The following is a 17,678-nucleotide window of genomic DNA, read 5'->3' as shown; positions in this document are numbered from 1 at the left end:
GGGGTAAAGCTTTTATAACCTACGGAGATGGGTAAAGCCTCGTGTAGATAGGGTTACCGCTTTCTACAAAGCCCGTAGATGACGACTTCGCACACGTTCAGCACTACCAGTAGGAATTGCAGCAATTAATTTTTGCGTGTATTCCTGTTTTGGTTCCAGGTAAATACTTTCGGCTGTCCCTTCTTCAACAATTTGACCGCGATTCATGACTAAAATGCGATCGCTCATAAATTTAACCACACTTAAATCGTGAGAAATAAAAATATAAGTAAGCTGAAAGTCCGACTGTAATTCTTTGAGAAGATTTAATACCTGTGCCTGTACTGAAACATCCAGCGCTGAAACCGATTCATCGCAGATAATAAATTTAGGATTTAATGCCAAAGAACGGGCTATGCAAATCCGCTGACGTTGACCGCCAGAAAACTGATGCGGATAGCGGTTAATCGCATCTGCACTCAACCCCACCCGTTCTAAGAGTTCGACTACTCGCTGGCGTCGTTGTTGCTTTGTCTTACCAACGGAGTGAATTAACAATGGTTCCATCACCGCGTTCCCAACCTTCATCCGTGGATCAAGGGAACTGAAAGGATTTTGGAAGACTATTTGCATTTCCCGCCGCAGTTTTTGCAACGGTTCTCCTTTGAGGCTAGTAATATCTTGTTTCTCAAAGATGATCTGACCACTCATCGGTTCAATTAATCGCAGCAAGGTTCTGCCAAGGGTGGTTTTACCGCAACCAGATTCTCCCACCAAACCTAATGTTTCTCCTGGTTTGACATCAAAGGAAACGCCATTAACTGCCATATTGTAGCGTTTTGTACCACCAAACACCCCGCGCACCGGAAAACCAACTTTCAGGTTACGGATTTGCAGCAGCGGTTCCTTCTGATTGAAGTTTGCCAATCTTGCAACAATCTCTTCAGTGGTAACTTCTGTGGATTGTGCGGGTTCTTTTGCCTGAATTACTATTTGTCCTGTTGGTGTCTCTTCTGCACTCATGTAGTCAGAAACGGTGAGTAATTTTTGGGGACGGCGGTCAAGTGAGGGGCGGCAGGCTATCAAACCTTTAGTATATGGATGCTGGGGACTACTAAAAATTTGCTCAGAAGTACCAGATTCGACAACTTTGCCTTTATACATTACCGCTACTTGGTCAGCGATTTCCGAAATTAGCCCCAAGTCGTGGGTGATGAAAATCATTGCCATGTCACGGCTTTGTTGCAATTCTCGGATTAACTCCAAAATTGTTGCTTGCACCGTCACATCCAAGGCTGTGGTTGGTTCATCGGCAATTAAGATTAATGGGTTGCAAGAAATTGCCATTGCAATCATCACCCGTTGCAACTGACCCCCAGAAAGTTCATGAGGGTAGCGTTCTAGCATGGCTTCTTTGTGTTCCCTAACCAACTGTGCCAACTTTGATGGTTCTGGTTTCGATGAATTGTTGTTGGTTTGAGGCCAAGTTTCGATATACTGCTGCTGTATCTCCTCATCGCTAGGTAGAAGTTTTACCTCTTGCAGACCTGCGATCGCAATTTGTCGTGCTTGGGCTGCTGACACATTTTGATGCCGCATAATCGCTTCTGTTAGCTGAAACCCGATGTTATAAACTGGATTGAGCGAACTCATCGGTTCTTGAAAAATCATCGCGATGTCGCCACCCCGATGTAACTGCATTTGCTCAGGAGGCAATTTTACCAAATCGATGGGGTTGCCATTCTCCTGAGGACGAAACCAGATTTCACCGCCACTAACTATACCGGGAGTTTGCAACAAACCCATCACAGCTAAAGCTGTCACTGATTTACCACTCCCCGATTCTCCTACTATTCCTAGAGTTTCACCTCGATGCAGCCCAAAGGAAATACCATCCAAAGCTCTGTTAATGTTGCCATCGCTGGGAAATTCAACTTGGAGATTGCGAACCTCTAGGACAGTTTCTATCATAGGAGTATGGGTAGGAATTCTAACTTAAAATTCTTTGATTTTAACAATAGTTTTAATGTATTTGTGGGTAAATTTGGTTTTTACACTTGTTGGCAGTTTTATCACTGCTTAGGCTTTAACCACAATTGATACCACATAGTTCCACAGTATACACACTTTTGCTATGTTGAACTGCTCATGATTTGGGGAAATTGCGATCGGTTCACGATATCCTTGCAAAAATGCTGCGTAGGCGTTTAACCCACAAAGGTGGGTTTTGTCTGTGTAGCCGCAAATTATATTCGCAAGGCAAGTAATAAATTAGACTTTTCAAACAACCTCTAAGGCTGCTTTGACTCACCACCTGAATCCTTACGATAAGACTAATTTTTATGGGGTAAGTATTTAGCTAGATTACCCAGTGTAAACGCCATCATTTTTTTAACATTCGGGTGCTTTTTAATGTAGCTTGCAGCTATCGGGCCAAAACGATAATAATGACTAAGAAATTTCCTTCCTAAAATGTTTTTGGACAAATATTCATCTCTGAAATAACGATATTTAATTACTTCTAGTGCATAGGGTGTACCGTAGGTGGCTGTGACAACAAAGCAACTGTCCGAAGAAGAAGAATTGTTAGTAGGTTGAGACTGGGGTTGATACTGCTGTTTCCTATAAATCTCCATAGCTGGCTTTTCTAGGTGAGCAAAAAATTCACTATTCAACAGATATATGGCAGGATATTTAGATTTTATACGCTGTGCAGATGCAATAACTTCAGTGTCTCTTGAGTTGCTAATTTCTTCGAGAATACTCTGGAAATTTTTATCTCGTTCATAGTCAGAATCTTCTGCTCCCAGAAGATTAATAATGCTAAATGCTGCTAATCTTTTTAACCCGTGGATAATTTGATAATCATCTTTGAGAACATCATATTGATTGAAAGCACCAACAACTTCTAAAATGTCCTTATGTATTTTCGCAATTTCAGTATTACCAGGACTAAAACGTTTTGCTGCTTCCATGAAAGTTAGTGCAGCTTTTAATATGTTAAGGTTTATATGTTTTGCACCAAGTTGAATCAATTCAGTACCAATTATAGCGAATTTAGCTGCAACATAATTACGTACATCTTCATCTGCTGGTAAACAAGAAATAATTCGTTCTGCTGTGGACGCAACTTGTTCTAGTTGATCGTCGCGTAAATGAATAATACAAATTAAGAAGAGTGCATCAAAATCTTGGAAATCAACCTTACCATCTGCACCTACAGCCTTCTCAGCCCAATTCAAAGCTTGTGAGTAATTTTCTTCAGCTAAAAAAGTTTGGGAAATCACTATGAAAGGTTGTGAATTAAAAGACTCTAAATCAATCGACTTCTGAAAGCAACGTCTAGCTCCTTGATAGAGTTCAGAACGCCTAGTGTCGTTTTCGGAAAGAGATTCTGCTTTTTCTTTGTAAGCATAACCGCAATTCGACCAGTATAAAGCAACATCAGGAGTTGATTCAGTTAAACTCTGATATGTTTTGATGGCTTGATTCCATTGGTGATTATGGATATAACATAATCCCAGACGATTACGAATTGCATCAGCACTAGGAGAAAGCACTAGAATATGTTTTAGGAGACGAATTGCTTCAGTCCAATTTTCCTCTTGCATTCTAACTTCAGCTTGACTTAGCAAAACTATGATTTCTCCCCCATGTTGTTGTAGTGAATCATAGTTTTGCTTGGCTTTGGGATCGGATAGGGTTTCGTATGCTTCACGAATAAGTTTGAACCTTTCAGGATCTTTCTCAGGCGAGTGTTTGCGTACCAGTCGATAGTATGATCGCCGGATTTCTTCAGTAGGTGCTAGTGTGGGAATATTTAGCGTTTGATATAGTTCGTAAGCCATCTTAATTACACCCCTACTTGATTTTCCCATTCATACATCATGTCTATTAGGCGATCGCCCGTCTCATCAATTAGTCTGGAATTGTCAGTTATCAAAGCCTCTTTTAAATCCATTACCGCACGAGAAAGAGGCGATCGTTCTTGCGGTGGGATACCTGCCATAAAGCGTTCAGCCTTATTAATCAAGCTCTCATACTGCTTTGCTCGTTCATTCTGTTTCCACAAATCCTGAATACGCTCAGTAGAGGCTCGTTTCTCCTCATCACTCATGCGCTTGTTTGAGTGTCCGTAGGCAATTTCAACACTCTTACGAATATTGGGAATACTGGCTGTAAGTTTAGCAATCCCATTAATATCGTAAGAAAATTCAATCTCAATTGGATAAGGATTGCCATTTGGTGCAGGTGGAATATCGGTAATCTGCCCAGTAATTTCCGTATCAATGGCATCTATAGGAAGTTTAGCTTTACCTGTTTTATCTTGATAGAGACGCACCTCAACTTGCTGTTGTTCAGCATGAAGTAAGGTGTACGTTTTTTTTACTGAATAAGGGATAGTAGTATTTGGTTGGATTAACGGTTCATAAGTCAACATGACTTGTCCACCGATCATGCTCACTACATCAATTCCTAAACCAAATGGGGCTACATCAGTTAAAATAATGCCACTTTCTTCATTAATCAACCCTTTAGCTAGAGCAGCTTGTATACAAGCACCAATACCAACTGCCAAATCTGGATTAACATCTAATTTTGGTTCTTTACCGAACATTTCCGCCACCATATTCCGAACTGCTGGAATATAGGTTGTGCCGCCAACTAGCAGCACTCGATCAATTGCACTAGGTCGTATTTTTTTAGCATTTAACGCTTGTCGGATACAATCTCTTGCTCGTTCTAAAAGTGGAGCGATCGCTTTTTCAAATTCTGTGCGCGTGATTTCAACATCCAAATCAATCCCTTTTCCATCTTTAGTTGCAAAATAGGGAATTCGGACATCACAATATTGCTCTACAGAAAGTGTCTTTTTTGCTTGTTCTGCTTGTCCCTTCAATTCCGTCTCACGGTTATGAACTGTAACTCCCGTATACTGTACTTCAAATTTTTTGAGCAACAGAGAACTCATGACATCATCAAAATCCTTACCACCCAAATAAGGATCACCAAAACTACACTTTGCATCTAACACTCCTTCAAACATTTCTAGAATAGAAATGTCTAAAGTTCCGCCGCCAAAGTCAAACACAACAATTTGTTCTTCGGATTCAATATTTTTGATGCCAAATGCTAGTGCTGCTGCGGTTGGTTCATTGATCAAGCGAAGTACATTTAAACCAGCTATTTCACCAGCATTAAATGTTGCTTTACGAGCAGCTTCTGGAAAACTAGCAGGTACTGAAATCACTACATCTTGAATTGGATGTCCTAACGCTTCTTCAGCATTCTCCTTTAACTTACGAAGAATCAAAGCGGCAATTTCCTCTGGGCGATAAGCTTGTTCTTGTAAGCGAAAAACGTTCTCAGTTCCCATTTCTCGCTTGCTTTCTCGAACACCATAACCCGGACGATCAACTATTCCCCGTGCTGTTTCACCAACCAAAAGTTTTTTTCGCTCATTAATTGCCATAATTGAAGGGATAATAGGAATTTTTGTCATTGGATCAGGGATTGGGAGAGGTTCGTTATTCTTGTAAATACAAATTTCTGAAGTCGATGTACCTAAATCAATTCCAATTGCGTAATTATTTTTCATTGTTTAAATCTCGTGAAAATGAATTCATTGGTAATGTAATTAAAGTTAAAGCTTTATTGCCCCCTAGAGTTACATTTAAGTAGTTGTAGAGGCTTCTAGAGGCATTGATTGTTCTAAATCATTACTGGTTATAGGTTTACGTGCCAGAATTACTTCTGCTCGTTGCAAGACTTTTGCACCTAATCTATAACCCCAGCGATCGCACTTTAGAATACATCCAGGTTTTGTCTCTGATGATTGTTTTTCATCCTTGCACTCATGTTCATTTTCATCAAATTTATCATTGGAAGATGGAACGATTCGATAGAAACCATGTTTGTTTACAATCTGTTCAAATTCTTGAATACTTTTCTTAATTACTTCATTATTATGCTCAGTTTCAATTGCTCGTTCTAGTAATTGAAAGAATTCAACGATGCTTTGATTCCAATCACCTAACTCACGCTGTAAATTACCATTTTCTTGACGCAATTCTATCAAGATTTTTTCAATAGACTTGTTACTCTCTACAAAAGAATTGTTACTCTCTTCAAGCCTGTTAATTTCCTGTTCAATCCTGTTATGCAATTTTTCCACATGATCACTATTGTCTTCAATCGCAGAAGTGTTTTTGTAATACTCTCTGCCAACTCTCTTTAGTTCATCAATTGCCTTTGGCAAGAAACCCACAAATTCTTGATCTTGATTTCGCAGGTAGATCCATAAAAAAAAGCTACAAGATACCAAAAGGTAAATTGCTGAAATAACGAACAGGGTATCGCGCTGAATTTTAATTTGGGCATTAGGTAAAACAGCAACTACAAGATCTACCAGAGAAATGATTAAAATAGTTGCAGTAATACCATAAAGAAGCCAATGTTTTTTTAAATGGCTTGGTGTTGCACTTTTATCATTACGCATTTATAAAACTCCTTTGGAAATTTCATGAAAGTACCTATTAAGAATGCTTTATTTAGAGAAAAGATTGCTGTAAACTCTTGCTGTGTATAGTCATTTAACGAAAGAAACTTTACCTTTGAGCTTAAGTAACCGATACTAAATTATTGGTTACAGATTAGTCATGCTGACGCTATTTTGCCTCCGTATATACCCTGTAATGTGTTTTTTTAGTAAAATTTCTTGCACAGATATATAGTTGGCGCGTTGACGTACTTGCTTATTTTTTCAAATTGGTATTAGGAGAATGAGTCAAATAAAAGTAGGTAAGCAATGTATTACGACAAGATGTAAAGCGTTAACACAGACAAAAAAAATAGCACATCCGAAAGGATGGCTATTTGTAAAAATTGTCTAATTCTAATGTTAGTTAGCAAATTGAATACACGCTCAACTACCAACTTTAGAAGGGAATATCATCTGGATCTGGTTCTTCCTCTTTCACTGCTGGATAAGTGGTTCGCTCATAATTTGTGGGTTGGGGTACGGGTTCGTAACTTGTCGCTTGGGGAGCAACGCCAACAGGATTTGCAGCTGGGGTAGGCGCTCCCCGTGGTGACTCGTAACTGGGAATAGCTTTCTGTGGAGGACGAGATGCTGATGATGGTTGTTGTGGAGCAGTTTCAGTGAATGATGGAGTTATGGTTGCTGAGGGCAATGGATCAGTATTAAAACTACCTCCAACAGGTTGAATTTGTTGCACCGTCAATTCAGCGCGTTTTTCTTTAAAACCTTCTTGACGATCAACAGTATTCATACTTAAACGTCCTACCAGGATAACCCGATCGCCTTGGTGGTAGTTTTGCTGAATTTCTGTCGCTAAATTCCCCCAGCCGACAACTTTCAGGGTGGCTGGCGGATCTTCTGGTTTTTGGGAATTGGGAAACTGCACCAGCATTTCCGTGACTCCCAGATTATCCGCTGTATAGCGGAGTTGTGGCTCGTTTATAATTTCCACCATCAAAACGCAGCTGTTCATTAAAATTACTCCTGACTGCAAAAAGTACTGATTGAAAAAGAGGGGGTTTTTCTATGTAGTGTCAATTAATATCTAGATATGTTTAATTGTTTGCATTTTTTAATAATGTTTGAATAAATTTTCTACATCCACTCTGAGTTTTTAGTCCTTTCTAGCATAAAAGCCAAGCGATCGCTTTGAACAGCATTGAATATGCCGCTCGCCACTTTCGCCTGACTAAATGAGCATTTAATTCTGTTTTGAGTAGTATAATTGTACCATCTGTTGAGGAAATATCAAAAATTCTCAGCAAAAATTAAGTTTTGACGTGAACTGGAAAAACACCCAAGGCAATTAACCTTGCTGGTAGGTCGCGCAAGATGGGTAAGCGTAAAAACGCAGGTGGTACAAAGGTGCGATTTGAGGTGAGAACCGGGGCCAATACCCGCTTTTGGATAAAAGTTTGAAACGCCTGAATGATGCGTGTGGGCAACTCACGTTGACGTTGTACTTTTGCGAGGTCGCTAAGTTGTACTTGTCGCTTCTTGAGCGGTTTGCCGAGTACATTCGCCGCGACTACAGCATCTTGAATCGCGTAGTTAATGCCAACTCCACCAACGGGGGACATTATATGAGCTGCATCACCGATGAGTAACAGTCCCTCACGATACCAGCGTTTGACAAGGCTGGACTCGACTGAGAGAAAAGCTATTTGTGACCAATCATCTAAATTTTGGAGGCGTTGCTGGAATTCTGGCACCACTTCGGCAACAGATTTTTTTAATTCCTCCAAACCCGCAGCCCTTAGTTGTTGATAGCCTCCTTTAGGAATAATATAGGCAAGTTGCCACTCATCACCACGGTCAAGCATGGCGATTAGCTTACCTTGACCAAAGCGCCCCATTCCCCCTTCAGGGTCTTCTGGCTGATGGGGTAGGCGAAACCAGAGGATATCCATTGGCGGCGAGGTTTCGATTGATTCAAACTCACCCAGGTGGCGTAAACGTGAGTGGCGACCGTCTGCACCAACTGTCAGTATTGCCCGAATTTCATGCCAACCACCGCCTCCTCGATAGCGGACACCTTGAATTACACCATTTTCGGCAATCAATTCCTGCACATTCGCACCCATCACCAGATGGAAACTAGGATATTTTTGCGCTTCTTGGGTGATGAACTCCAGGAATTTCACCTGGGGAAGCATTGTAATGTAGGGATAATGGGTTTTCAGATGACTAAAATCTGCGAATGTGACAGTATCTTCAGGAGTTTGAATACTAATTTGGCGCATTTTGGTATGGGGAAGTCCTAGCAAGCGATCGCTTAGTCCCAATTCCTCCATAATTTCCATCACCGATGGATGAATCGTATCGCCACGAAAATCGCGATCGAAGTCTTTGTGTGTTTCCAGCAGCATCACAGAAATGCCTTGACGCGCTAACAACAGTGCCAATACTGCTCCTGCTGGCCCCCCACCCACAATGCAACAATCTGTAGTTTGTCCGTCAACAATGTCATGGACAGGGTTAATGCTTGGGTCTTGGGAAAGATTTTTAGGTACATCGGTAGTCATAACAACACCTCCTAACAGCCCTAAAATTTAGAATAGTTTGCTTTTTATGAGCCAAGCTATTTTTTTAACTTTTCGTATTTAGATAGAACGTGTATTATTATGGGCGCTAAAGTGTCATTAGTCATTTGTCCCTTTTCCAAGCCAATGCCCAATATTCATTGACAATAATTAACAGTTGTGTCTCAAGTTATTTTAGAAAACGTTTATAAAAGTTTTTCCTCGCGTAAAGGGGAAAGTGTTACCTCACAAACCCAATCTCCCCTCACGCTTGGGGAGAAAACTGATGCAGCGCCAGAGCGGGCGGGAAGTGTCAATGTTTTGCGGCGGATTAACCTAACGATCGCAGATGGCGAATTTATGGTGCTGGTAGGCCCTTCTGGTTGTGGTAAAAGCACCCTGCTGCGGTTAATCGCCGGTTTGGAAGTGATGACTGGCGGTAATATCTGGGTAGGCGATCGCTTGATCAATGACCTACCACCCAAGGAACGCGACATTGCAATGGTGTTTCAAAATTACGCCCTCTATCCTCACATGACGGTGTATGACAACATCGCCTTTGGGTTACGCCGCCGTTTTGGGAGAGCAGGGGAAGCAGGGGGAGAAATGACTCCCTCATCTCCATATCTTCGGGCGTGGGCGGAAAATCTTTTTGTAGGGGCGACAAGAAAGTTACCTAAAGGATTGCGCTACATTTCTGACAAAGAACGGGCGGTAAATGAGCAGGTGCGTAGTGTTGCCCAACTGTTACAAATCGAAACATTGTTGAATCGCTTACCCAAACAGCTATCTGGGGGACAAAGACAACGGGTTGCATTGGGACGAGCGATCGCGCGTGACCCTCAAGTATTTTTAATGGATGAGCCGCTTTCTAACTTAGATGCCAAACTGCGGGCGGAAACCCGCGCCCAAATTGTCAAATTGCAGCGCCAATTGGGGACAACGACAATTTACGTCACCCATGATCAAACAGAAGCGATGACAATGGGCGATCGCATTGCGATTATGTCTGAAGGTAAAATTCAGCAAGTTGCTTCTCCCCTAGAACTTTACAACCGCCCTGCCAACCTTTTTGTAGCCGAGTTCATTGGTTCACCACCAATGAATTTTATTTCTGTAGAATTTCATGCCCCGCAATTGATTATTCATTCCCAGTTTCGTTTCACCCTCCCAGAAGTTTGGGCAAATGCCTTACAAAAATATGATAGAAAGACTTTAATTTTAGGTATTCGCCCAGAACACTTGAACTTGAGTTTGCCTGCCACCAAAAATCTACCAGTGCAAGTAGATTTGGTAGAGAATCTCGGCAACGATTCCTTTCTCGCTGTTAAGATTGCCGAACCAGGATCTCAACCTGCAACTACAGCCAATTACCTACAAGTACGAATCCCACCAGACCGATTTATCCAAGTTGGTGAGCAACTTTGGTTATCGCTAACTCTAGAGAAAATTCACTTTTTTGACCCTGAAACTGAATTGGCGATATTTACCTAAAACTATTCGCGTCTAATTGGTAGAATACGAACTCTGGATTGGGTTTGATCAACAGTGACCAATGCGCCTGTCTCTAGTGAGGACTCAAACTGATTCAGGGCTGAAATGACTAGATTTTCGATACTGTTTGGCAAAACATCCTGGGTACGAACCTGAATAACACTGGGAGTATCGACACCTGTCGCAGCTAGTAGGGAACCGAAGTCTAAATCGTGGGTAAAAACGATATATCCATTGGTTCTTGCCCATTCCATAATTATTGAATCTTTCTCACGGCGATCGCCAACTGTAGACCAGTGGACAGCGAAGATATTATACCTCTCAAAAACCGCAACCCAATCAGGAGAAAGGTTCATATCAATCAAAATTTTCATGCACTTCTGAGAGGAACTTCAATCTCTTCAACCCGCCATGCAGCATAGGCAAGTGCTTCATAGATGTCGGCTTCTTCGAGGTAGGGATATGCTTTGAGAATGTCGCTATTAGTGTGTCCAGATGCCATTAAGCCGACGATAGTACCAACAGTGACACGCATTCCCCGAATACAGGGTTTGCCGCCCATCACTTCAGGATTACGAGTAATTCTAGTGAGATTTTGCATAATTTTTGTAGAATGGAAGTAAGGTTATGGGATTGAGAAACCAAAAATGGCTGTGTCAATCTTTTTTATTATTGAACTTTTACCACCTTTCAGGCTAACTGATTGCTAATCTTCACTTAAGGATAATTGTAGCGACTGTTTTAAAAGTCAAGTGATCGTTTTGTTTGTGGAGATTTATGAAAGCGATGCCTACGGTGGTCACTGAGCGCAGCCGAAGTGCGGGCTACGCCTACGCACCTGTGTACTTGATCGCGGTGCGACAAAGTTTGAAGTACTCCAACACGACTTCGGAGTACCTCAACACGATTTTCAAGTACTTCAACACGATTTTGGAGTACCTCAACACGATTTTCAAGTACTTCAACACGATTTTCAAGTACTTCAACACGATTTTGGAGTACCTCAACATGACTTTCAAGTACCTCAACACGACTTTCAAGTACCTCAACACGACTTTCAAGTACTTCAACATGACTTCGAGGTATCTGTTGCTTATATAGCAGTCCGAAATCTTTGAGATCGTTTTAACCCCCCTGTAGTCTTGCCTTGGTAAGCTACGGTGTATACACAAGTCTGAAGTAGTTGATAAATCTCGGTTTTACCCCACCCTAACCCTCCCCTTATAAAGGGGAGGGAACAACATTTTTTCTGTTTCCCCCCTTTATAAGGGGGGATTAAGGGGGGTAATTCGACTTGTGTATACACGCCTTGGTAAGGGGGGACGGCTCAGACATTGAGATCAAAAGTGCGATGCCTGCTCTGGGCTACGCGATCGCCTGATATTGTAGATTGGGTTGTAGCTTGCTTCTCCTAATTGGTAAATCAAAATTTTCATGCACTTATGAAAGAAACTTCAGCCTTCAAGTAGTATATTGTGTCTTAATTGACATATCACTTGAGTATTAGCCATGTAGAGTATGACTATGAACTCGCCTGTTCCCCAAAATTATCAATATCAATTTGGTGGTAGTCTTCCTGCTAATGCACCTACCTACGTCACACGCAAAGCTGATGCAGATTTGTATCAGGCTGTGAAAGCTGGAGAGTTTTGTTTTGTCCTCAACTCTCGACAAATGGGAAAATCCAGTTTGCGTGTCCGCACAATGCAAAGCTTACAGCGTGAAGAAATTGCTTGTGTATCTATTGATTTAACTGCAATTGGGACATCAGAAATAACATCTGAACAATGGTATTCTGGGATTATTGATACTATTGCTGGTTCTGAAAGCATAAAGTTAGGTGAGCAGTTTGATATAGATGAGTTATGGGAAGAAAATTCCCGATTCTCTCATGTGCAGATTTTCGGGAAATTTATTGATAAATTACTAAAATTAGTTTCCACACAGATTGTTATTTTTATAGATGAAGTTGATAGTGTTCTAAGTTTAAATTTTCCGGTTGATGATTTTTTTGCTTTAATTCGTGCTTTCTTTAATCAAAGAGTTGATAATCCTGAATATCAACGCATTACTTTTGTGCTTTTGGGAGTAGCTACCCCTTCTGAGTTAATTCAAGATAAAAAGCGTACTCCTTTTAATATTGGCAAAGGAATTGAGTTAACCGGATTTGAATTTGCAGAAGCTTTACCTTTAATCGACGGATTCTCTGGACAAACGAGTAACCCGGAAGTCGTACTAAAAGCGGTTTTAGACTGGACTGGAGGACAGCCATTTTTGACTCAGAAAGTCTGTGAATTTATCCGTCAATGTGAAACTGTAATTACCCCAGGTGAAGAAGCTGCTTTTGTAGAGGATTTAGTCATAAATAGAGTGATTCAAAATTGGGAATCTCAAGATGAACCGGAACATTTTAGAACGATTCGGGATAGAATCTTAAAAAGAGATGAACATAAAGCAGCATATTTATTAGATTTATATCAAAAAGTATGGTACTCAGGCGGAATTGATATTGATAGTAGTATTGAACAGAGTGATTTACAGTTAGCGGGAATCGTTGTTAAAAAAGAGAGTAAATTAAAGGTTTATAACCTAATTTATCAAACCATTTTTAACAATTTATGGATTGAAAAAACTCTAGGCAGTTTGCGTCCTTATGCAGAGAATTATCGTCAGTGGATATTATCAGGAAAACAAGATGATTCTAGATTATTGAGAAAAAATGCTTTAGCAGAAGCCGAAGCTTGGGCAAAGGATAAAAGTTTAGGTTTTCAAGATTTAGAATTTTTAGCAGCTAGTCGGAAACGAGAGCGAGAAGAGGAACTAGCAGAAACAGAAATCAAAGCAGAATTAGAAAGAGAAAGGAAAGAAAAGGAAGCAGCAGAAAGGGCTAGACAAATTGAAGGTAAAGCTAAACAGAAAGCAGAAAAGCAATTGGTAACTGCTAGAAAAAGAATGCGTTTTGGAGTGGTGGTTTTATTTATCACTTTAGTGATTACAGGCTTGTTAGGAATAGCTGCATTTATAGGGCTTGAAACCGCTAACAGAAATACAAATGAACTAAATCAATCAATTGCTAAAATTAAAGAATTATCAACAGTAGCTTCTCAACTTCAACAAAAAGGAGAAATAAACCAAGCCAATCAGTTTTTGAATATTGCAGGTTTGGTTTTGCAGGGTAAAATTAATAATCCCAAGCTAAAAGAGGCTTTATTAGATAGTTCTCTGGTTTTAGGATATCGAGACTTGTTTGAAAAAAATGAGATAATGATAATGAAGAAAGCAGCAAATGATTCAATAAATGCTGAAAACAATTTTAATAAACTTCTGCCAGAATTATCAGAAATAGAAAATAAAATTGATCATAATTTAACTAATCTAGCTACCTTAAGTTATATTAACTATACTAAAGGTAAGTTAGAAGAATCTTCAAATCCAGGTAATAGTTTAGCATATTACAAGAAAGCATTTAATAATATCAGCAGTCTAAAATCTAAATTTAAATCTAATGTTGAATTATTTACCTTAGACCTAAATATTCTCTACAATGGCAATGCTGATATTGTAGCTTTGCTTTATCGTAAACTTAAAGAATTAGACGGTTCCAAACCAGTTTATGATCTATCTTTAAAAGAACATTTATTGAATGAATTAGACTATTTAATGAAGCAACAAAGATGGAGGGAAGCAGATTCAAAAAATTGGCAGTTTATTCTCTATTCAGCAGGAAAGGAAAAACAACCCTATTTAGATTTAATTGATGTCAAAAACTTTAATTGTAAGGATTTAAAACAACTAGATACACTTTGGGTTAATAACTCTAAGGGGTATTTTGGTTATAGTGTCCAGAAAAAAATATATTTGTCCAAAAAAAATTCTCTCGATTTTAATTGGGAGAAGAGAGAATGGAAAAATTGGAACGAGAAAGGGTTTAATGATTTTACAAAAAGTGTGGGATGGAGAGGACAGGATGGGGAGTGGAGAAGATATGAGGAATTACCCATGAACCTGAAGGATAAGGGAGGAGTATCTATATCTTTGAGGGGAGAACTCCCTATTAGGGGGGTGGCAAGGAGGGTTGAGGAGGATTTAATACCTATTAATCTATCTATCCTCTCTTCTTGCAGAGACTTGTAAATTGTAGCAGATAAGGCTTTCATAGGTAGGATTGTAAAGATTTATTTCTGGGAAATTTTCCACGCAGTTTGCTAGGCAATGCACAAGGCAAAGAAAAAAGACAAACAACACAAAGGGAATTGAGAAGAGCTAATTTAGAGTCGCTGATATTACCAGTAAGTAGCAAATTCCTCTAAAAAAGACATCTTTAGTGATAAATAGAGACACTGCTCCTATCTTCATCTCAAATTGTTGACTGTGATCTCTAAAAATCATCCTTGCAACTTGCAGATTATAACAATTAGCAAAAATAAATTTCTCAGCCACATCAACAATTTCTGGATTACTTGCTTCCCAACTATCCCAAGGCAATCGCATCTGTCCTGGTGATGTTTTTTTATCTTTGCCTTTAATTATTTTAGGCAAAAATTGATTACCCCAAAAATAGTGTTTTTCTGTTTTCGCTTTTGGTTTATACTTCTTACAAAAACCTCGATATTTAGCAGCACATTCATTCAAACTTTTACCCAGAGCCAAAAAAGCCGGATGCCAAGTTGTTAAACCATCATCTCCCAATCGGTCATACACTCCATAATTACTAAAATCATAGAAAAAGCCTTCTTGCATTCCTGCAGCTTTCGGATTCGCGTGAATATATCGCAGCGTATTCAATGCCCGTTGATGGTCACTTTTAGGACTTACGCACTCACATCGACCAACCCCCTTAAAAAGGGGGCTTTAGAAGTTCCCCCCTTTTTAAGCTACGGTGTACACATAAGTCTGAAAATAGCTGAAGAAGACAGGTTTTACCCCACCCTAACCCTCCCCTTGTGAAGGGGAGGGAACCGGAAATCTCATTTCCCCCCTTTATAAGGGGGGATTAAGGGGGGTGATACGACTTGTGTGTACACCGTAGTCCGAGTAGTGACGCGATCGCTGTATCCTAGTTTTAAGTCGCGCTGTGGCCGTGGCATAAGAAGAATTTGTCATCCTCTAATTCTCCCCATAATATCTATGCCCTTTAACATTTTTTCTAAACCTCCAAAACGTCAACCCGCAGAGATGACTGGTTTAATAAAAATATCAGGATGTGACAACCCAAAGCGGTGCGGGGATGTGATTTTTGTTCACGGCTTAGGTGGTCACGCACGCGGAACTTGGCATCCGCAAGAACTACGCGACGATGATAATTTCTGGTTAACGTGGCTGGCGCAAGAAAGACCAGATTATCGCCTTTATTTTCGAGAACGCCTATCCGAATAATTACACCCAACTTGAGAGGATGAACCATCAATATTAGCGGGAAAATAATTTGGCAAGAAACGCGATAAATCGCCTTCAGGACAAAGGACTGATTATTGTAGAGGCGGCGATTTATCGCGTCTTTGCGAGCAGCGAATTTTTATCAAAAAACCTTAACCGAAGCGTGTTGCAGTACACCTCATCACAAGTGCGTAGCCGTAAGGTTTGTCGTCAGACATCGCACTCTTGTATCTTACTGAACGAGTAATCAAATAAATTTAACAAAGCTTTCGTCGTCCCTTTTGGCAAGCATTACAAGAAGAAGTTTTCGGCTCAAAATCAATACAAGCGATCGCTTCCTCAGAACAAGCTTTTTTTGGGTGTACAGTACATTTGAGGCGGTAGTCGTTGGTGAAATATTCACAACCAGAACAAGGAATTTCATGCAGCGTTTTTAAATGAATTATCCCTTTTTTTAGCGTTAACCAGACACTACCAATAAATAGAATCATTATTGTCCAACCACAGAAGGCGCACAAAATCATAGTTAACATTAGTTATCCTCATAAAAATTCCAAGAAATGCCCACAGTCAACTGCTGTTAACCGCAGGCATAGGAGTTTATTTAGCTAGGGTTGAGCGAAACTTAATTAACTATTAGCTTGACGCGATGATCGCCAATAGTGCCAAACATAACCTAAGAAGGCCACTACACCAAGGAAGAACTGAATATCTGCCAATCCCAGACGTTCATAACCGTAAAACTCTCTTGGATAAACTGTTGTGTTATATGCCACGAATACGGCAGAAATCCAAGCCATAAAAGCTAAACCTAGCAAGCTGTAAGAAAGAATTTCTTCACCATTTTCTATCGGTAAAATTCGTCTTACCCATGTAAAAGGCTGCACAAGAATATGCCACGCGCCACCAGCAATTAAGATGAAGCCAACCCAAATGTGACCACCAATGACATCTTCTAAGTTGTCAACACTTGCCATCCCTAAAGGAGTCCAGCTACCATCTTTCAGACCAACTAAATAGCCAAAAATTCTGACTGGGTTTAAATTAGGATTGCTAATTAGGCGGACATTTCCCACGTTAGTATCATAAATTCCGCCAAAAATCGTCGCCTTTAGCACTAGCAAAAATGCTCCCAAACCCAGAATAATTAGGTGATGACCTAGAATCAAACCTAATTGCTTGGGGTCATTCCATTCATAGTGAAATTTCGCCGCTTGTCCACCGGCATTATATAAAATTGCCGGACTACGAAAAACATGAAAAAGTCCACCTGCACCCAACACAGCAGATGCAACTAAATGCAAAATGCCAATTACAAAATAGGGATAGGTATCGACTACTTCACCTCCAGCACCTACACCCCAGCCCAAAGTTGCTAAGTGGGGTAACAAAGTCAATCCCTGTTCATACATTGGTACGCTAGGAATAAAGCGTGTAACTTCAGATATTGTTATTGCTCCCGCCCAAAACATAATTAAGCCTGCATGAGCAACGTGAGCGCCTAATAATTGACCAGACAAATCAATTAAACGGGCATTACCCACTAACCACGATAAATTTGTATCTTCTGCTAAGGTTCTATCAGTTGTAATTGTCATAGTTAAATACCCTTGTGAGCATTTTAAATTTTGAGATTTTGCGGAAAGTCTGAGCGCCGATTTCCGGCGTTAGCGTAGCGGTAGCGAGTCCGCGTTCGCGCAGCGTCTCGTAGAGAGCGTCTCAGAACTTTCCAAGACGGATTTTAGATTGTCATAATCTAAAATCCC

Annotated in this window: 14 protein-coding genes; 3 read left to right on the top strand and 11 right to left on the bottom strand. The window is 40.3% G+C overall.

Translation table 11 applies throughout. The features are described from left to right. Window positions 1-63: 63 nt before the first annotated feature. The 6 genes from V7K49_RS12500 to V7K49_RS12475 form a co-directional block, all read right to left on the bottom strand. Window positions 64-1,950, bottom strand: a complete 1,887-nt coding sequence (locus tag V7K49_RS12500; RefSeq protein WP_335205748.1) for an ABC transporter ATP-binding protein — start codon at window positions 1,948-1,950, stop codon at window positions 64-66. A 362-nt stretch (window positions 1,951-2,312) separates the two neighbouring features. Further along, window positions 2,313-3,827 (bottom strand): J domain-containing protein, encoded by a 1,515-nt coding sequence (locus tag V7K49_RS12495; RefSeq protein ID WP_335205747.1) that lies wholly within the window; start codon window positions 3,825-3,827, stop codon window positions 2,313-2,315. 5 nt (window positions 3,828-3,832) lie between these two features. Next, window positions 3,833-5,578: an Hsp70 family protein gene (locus tag V7K49_RS12490; RefSeq protein WP_335205746.1), complete on the bottom strand. Its 1,746-nt coding sequence runs from the start codon at window positions 5,576-5,578 to the stop codon at window positions 3,833-3,835. Between the two features lie 75 nt (window positions 5,579-5,653). Continuing rightward, window positions 5,654-6,478 (bottom strand): nucleotide exchange factor GrpE, encoded by an 825-nt coding sequence (gene grpE / locus V7K49_RS12485; RefSeq protein WP_335205745.1) that lies wholly within the window; start codon window positions 6,476-6,478, stop codon window positions 5,654-5,656. A gap of 439 nt (window positions 6,479-6,917) precedes the next feature. After that, on the bottom strand, window positions 6,918-7,493 hold the full coding sequence (locus V7K49_RS12480) for a single-stranded DNA-binding protein (RefSeq protein WP_335205744.1): 576 nt from the start codon (window positions 7,491-7,493) through the stop codon (window positions 6,918-6,920). Window positions 7,494-7,788: 295 nt separating this feature from the next. Next, window positions 7,789-9,045 (bottom strand): FAD-dependent oxidoreductase, encoded by a 1,257-nt coding sequence (locus V7K49_RS12475; RefSeq protein WP_335205743.1) that lies wholly within the window; start codon window positions 9,043-9,045, stop codon window positions 7,789-7,791. A gap of 177 nt (window positions 9,046-9,222) precedes the next feature. Here V7K49_RS12475 and V7K49_RS12470 point away from each other — a divergent pair, with 177 nt between their 5' ends. Continuing rightward, window positions 9,223-10,536 (top strand): ABC transporter ATP-binding protein, encoded by a 1,314-nt coding sequence (locus V7K49_RS12470; protein WP_335205742.1) that lies wholly within the window; start codon window positions 9,223-9,225, stop codon window positions 10,534-10,536. 2 nt (window positions 10,537-10,538) lie between these two features. On the opposite strand, the gene V7K49_RS12465 is transcribed toward V7K49_RS12470, so the two are convergent. Then, on the bottom strand, window positions 10,539-10,910 hold the full coding sequence (locus V7K49_RS12465; protein ID WP_335205741.1) for a DUF5615 family PIN-like protein: 372 nt from the start codon (window positions 10,908-10,910) through the stop codon (window positions 10,539-10,541). After that, window positions 10,907-11,137 carry a DUF433 domain-containing protein gene (locus V7K49_RS12460; RefSeq protein WP_335205740.1) on the bottom strand — a complete coding sequence of 77 codons (231 nt, stop codon included), beginning with the start codon at window positions 11,135-11,137 and terminating at the stop codon, window positions 10,907-10,909. The genes V7K49_RS12465 and V7K49_RS12460 overlap by 4 nt, the downstream gene beginning before the upstream one ends. 923 nt (window positions 11,138-12,060) lie before the next feature. Here V7K49_RS12460 and V7K49_RS12455 point away from each other — a divergent pair. Beyond that, window positions 12,061-14,670, top strand: coding sequence for an AAA-like domain-containing protein (locus V7K49_RS12455; RefSeq protein WP_335205738.1), 2,610 nt, complete (start codon window positions 12,061-12,063; stop codon window positions 14,668-14,670). A 129-nt stretch (window positions 14,671-14,799) separates the two neighbouring features. On the opposite strand, the gene V7K49_RS12450 is transcribed toward V7K49_RS12455, so the two are convergent. After that, on the bottom strand, window positions 14,800-15,276 hold the full coding sequence (locus V7K49_RS12450) for a hypothetical protein (RefSeq protein WP_335205737.1): 477 nt from the start codon (window positions 15,274-15,276) through the stop codon (window positions 14,800-14,802). A gap of 387 nt (window positions 15,277-15,663) precedes the next feature. On the opposite strand from V7K49_RS12450, the gene V7K49_RS12445 reads away from it, so the two are divergent. Beyond that, on the top strand, window positions 15,664-15,912 hold the full coding sequence (locus tag V7K49_RS12445) for a hypothetical protein (protein ID WP_335205736.1): 249 nt from the start codon (window positions 15,664-15,666) through the stop codon (window positions 15,910-15,912). 257 nt (window positions 15,913-16,169) lie between these two features. Here V7K49_RS12445 and V7K49_RS12440 read toward each other — a convergent pair whose 3' ends face one another. Together V7K49_RS12440 and V7K49_RS12435 are read right to left on the bottom strand one after the other, a co-directional pair. Further along, on the bottom strand, window positions 16,170-16,445 hold the full coding sequence (locus V7K49_RS12440; RefSeq protein WP_335205735.1) for a hypothetical protein: 276 nt from the start codon (window positions 16,443-16,445) through the stop codon (window positions 16,170-16,172). Between the two features lie 96 nt (window positions 16,446-16,541). Then, window positions 16,542-17,510: a chlorophyll a/b binding light-harvesting protein gene (locus V7K49_RS12435; protein ID WP_335205734.1), complete on the bottom strand. Its 969-nt coding sequence runs from the start codon at window positions 17,508-17,510 to the stop codon at window positions 16,542-16,544. Between the last annotated feature and the right edge of the window lie 168 nt (window positions 17,511-17,678).

The organism is Nostoc sp., assembly GCF_036919675.1.
Taxonomy (GTDB): domain Bacteria; phylum Cyanobacteriota; class Cyanobacteriia; order Cyanobacteriales; family Nostocaceae; genus Nostoc.
The sequence above is the reverse complement of the archived record's forward strand: the minus strand, read 5'-3'. Positions and strand labels throughout refer to the sequence as shown.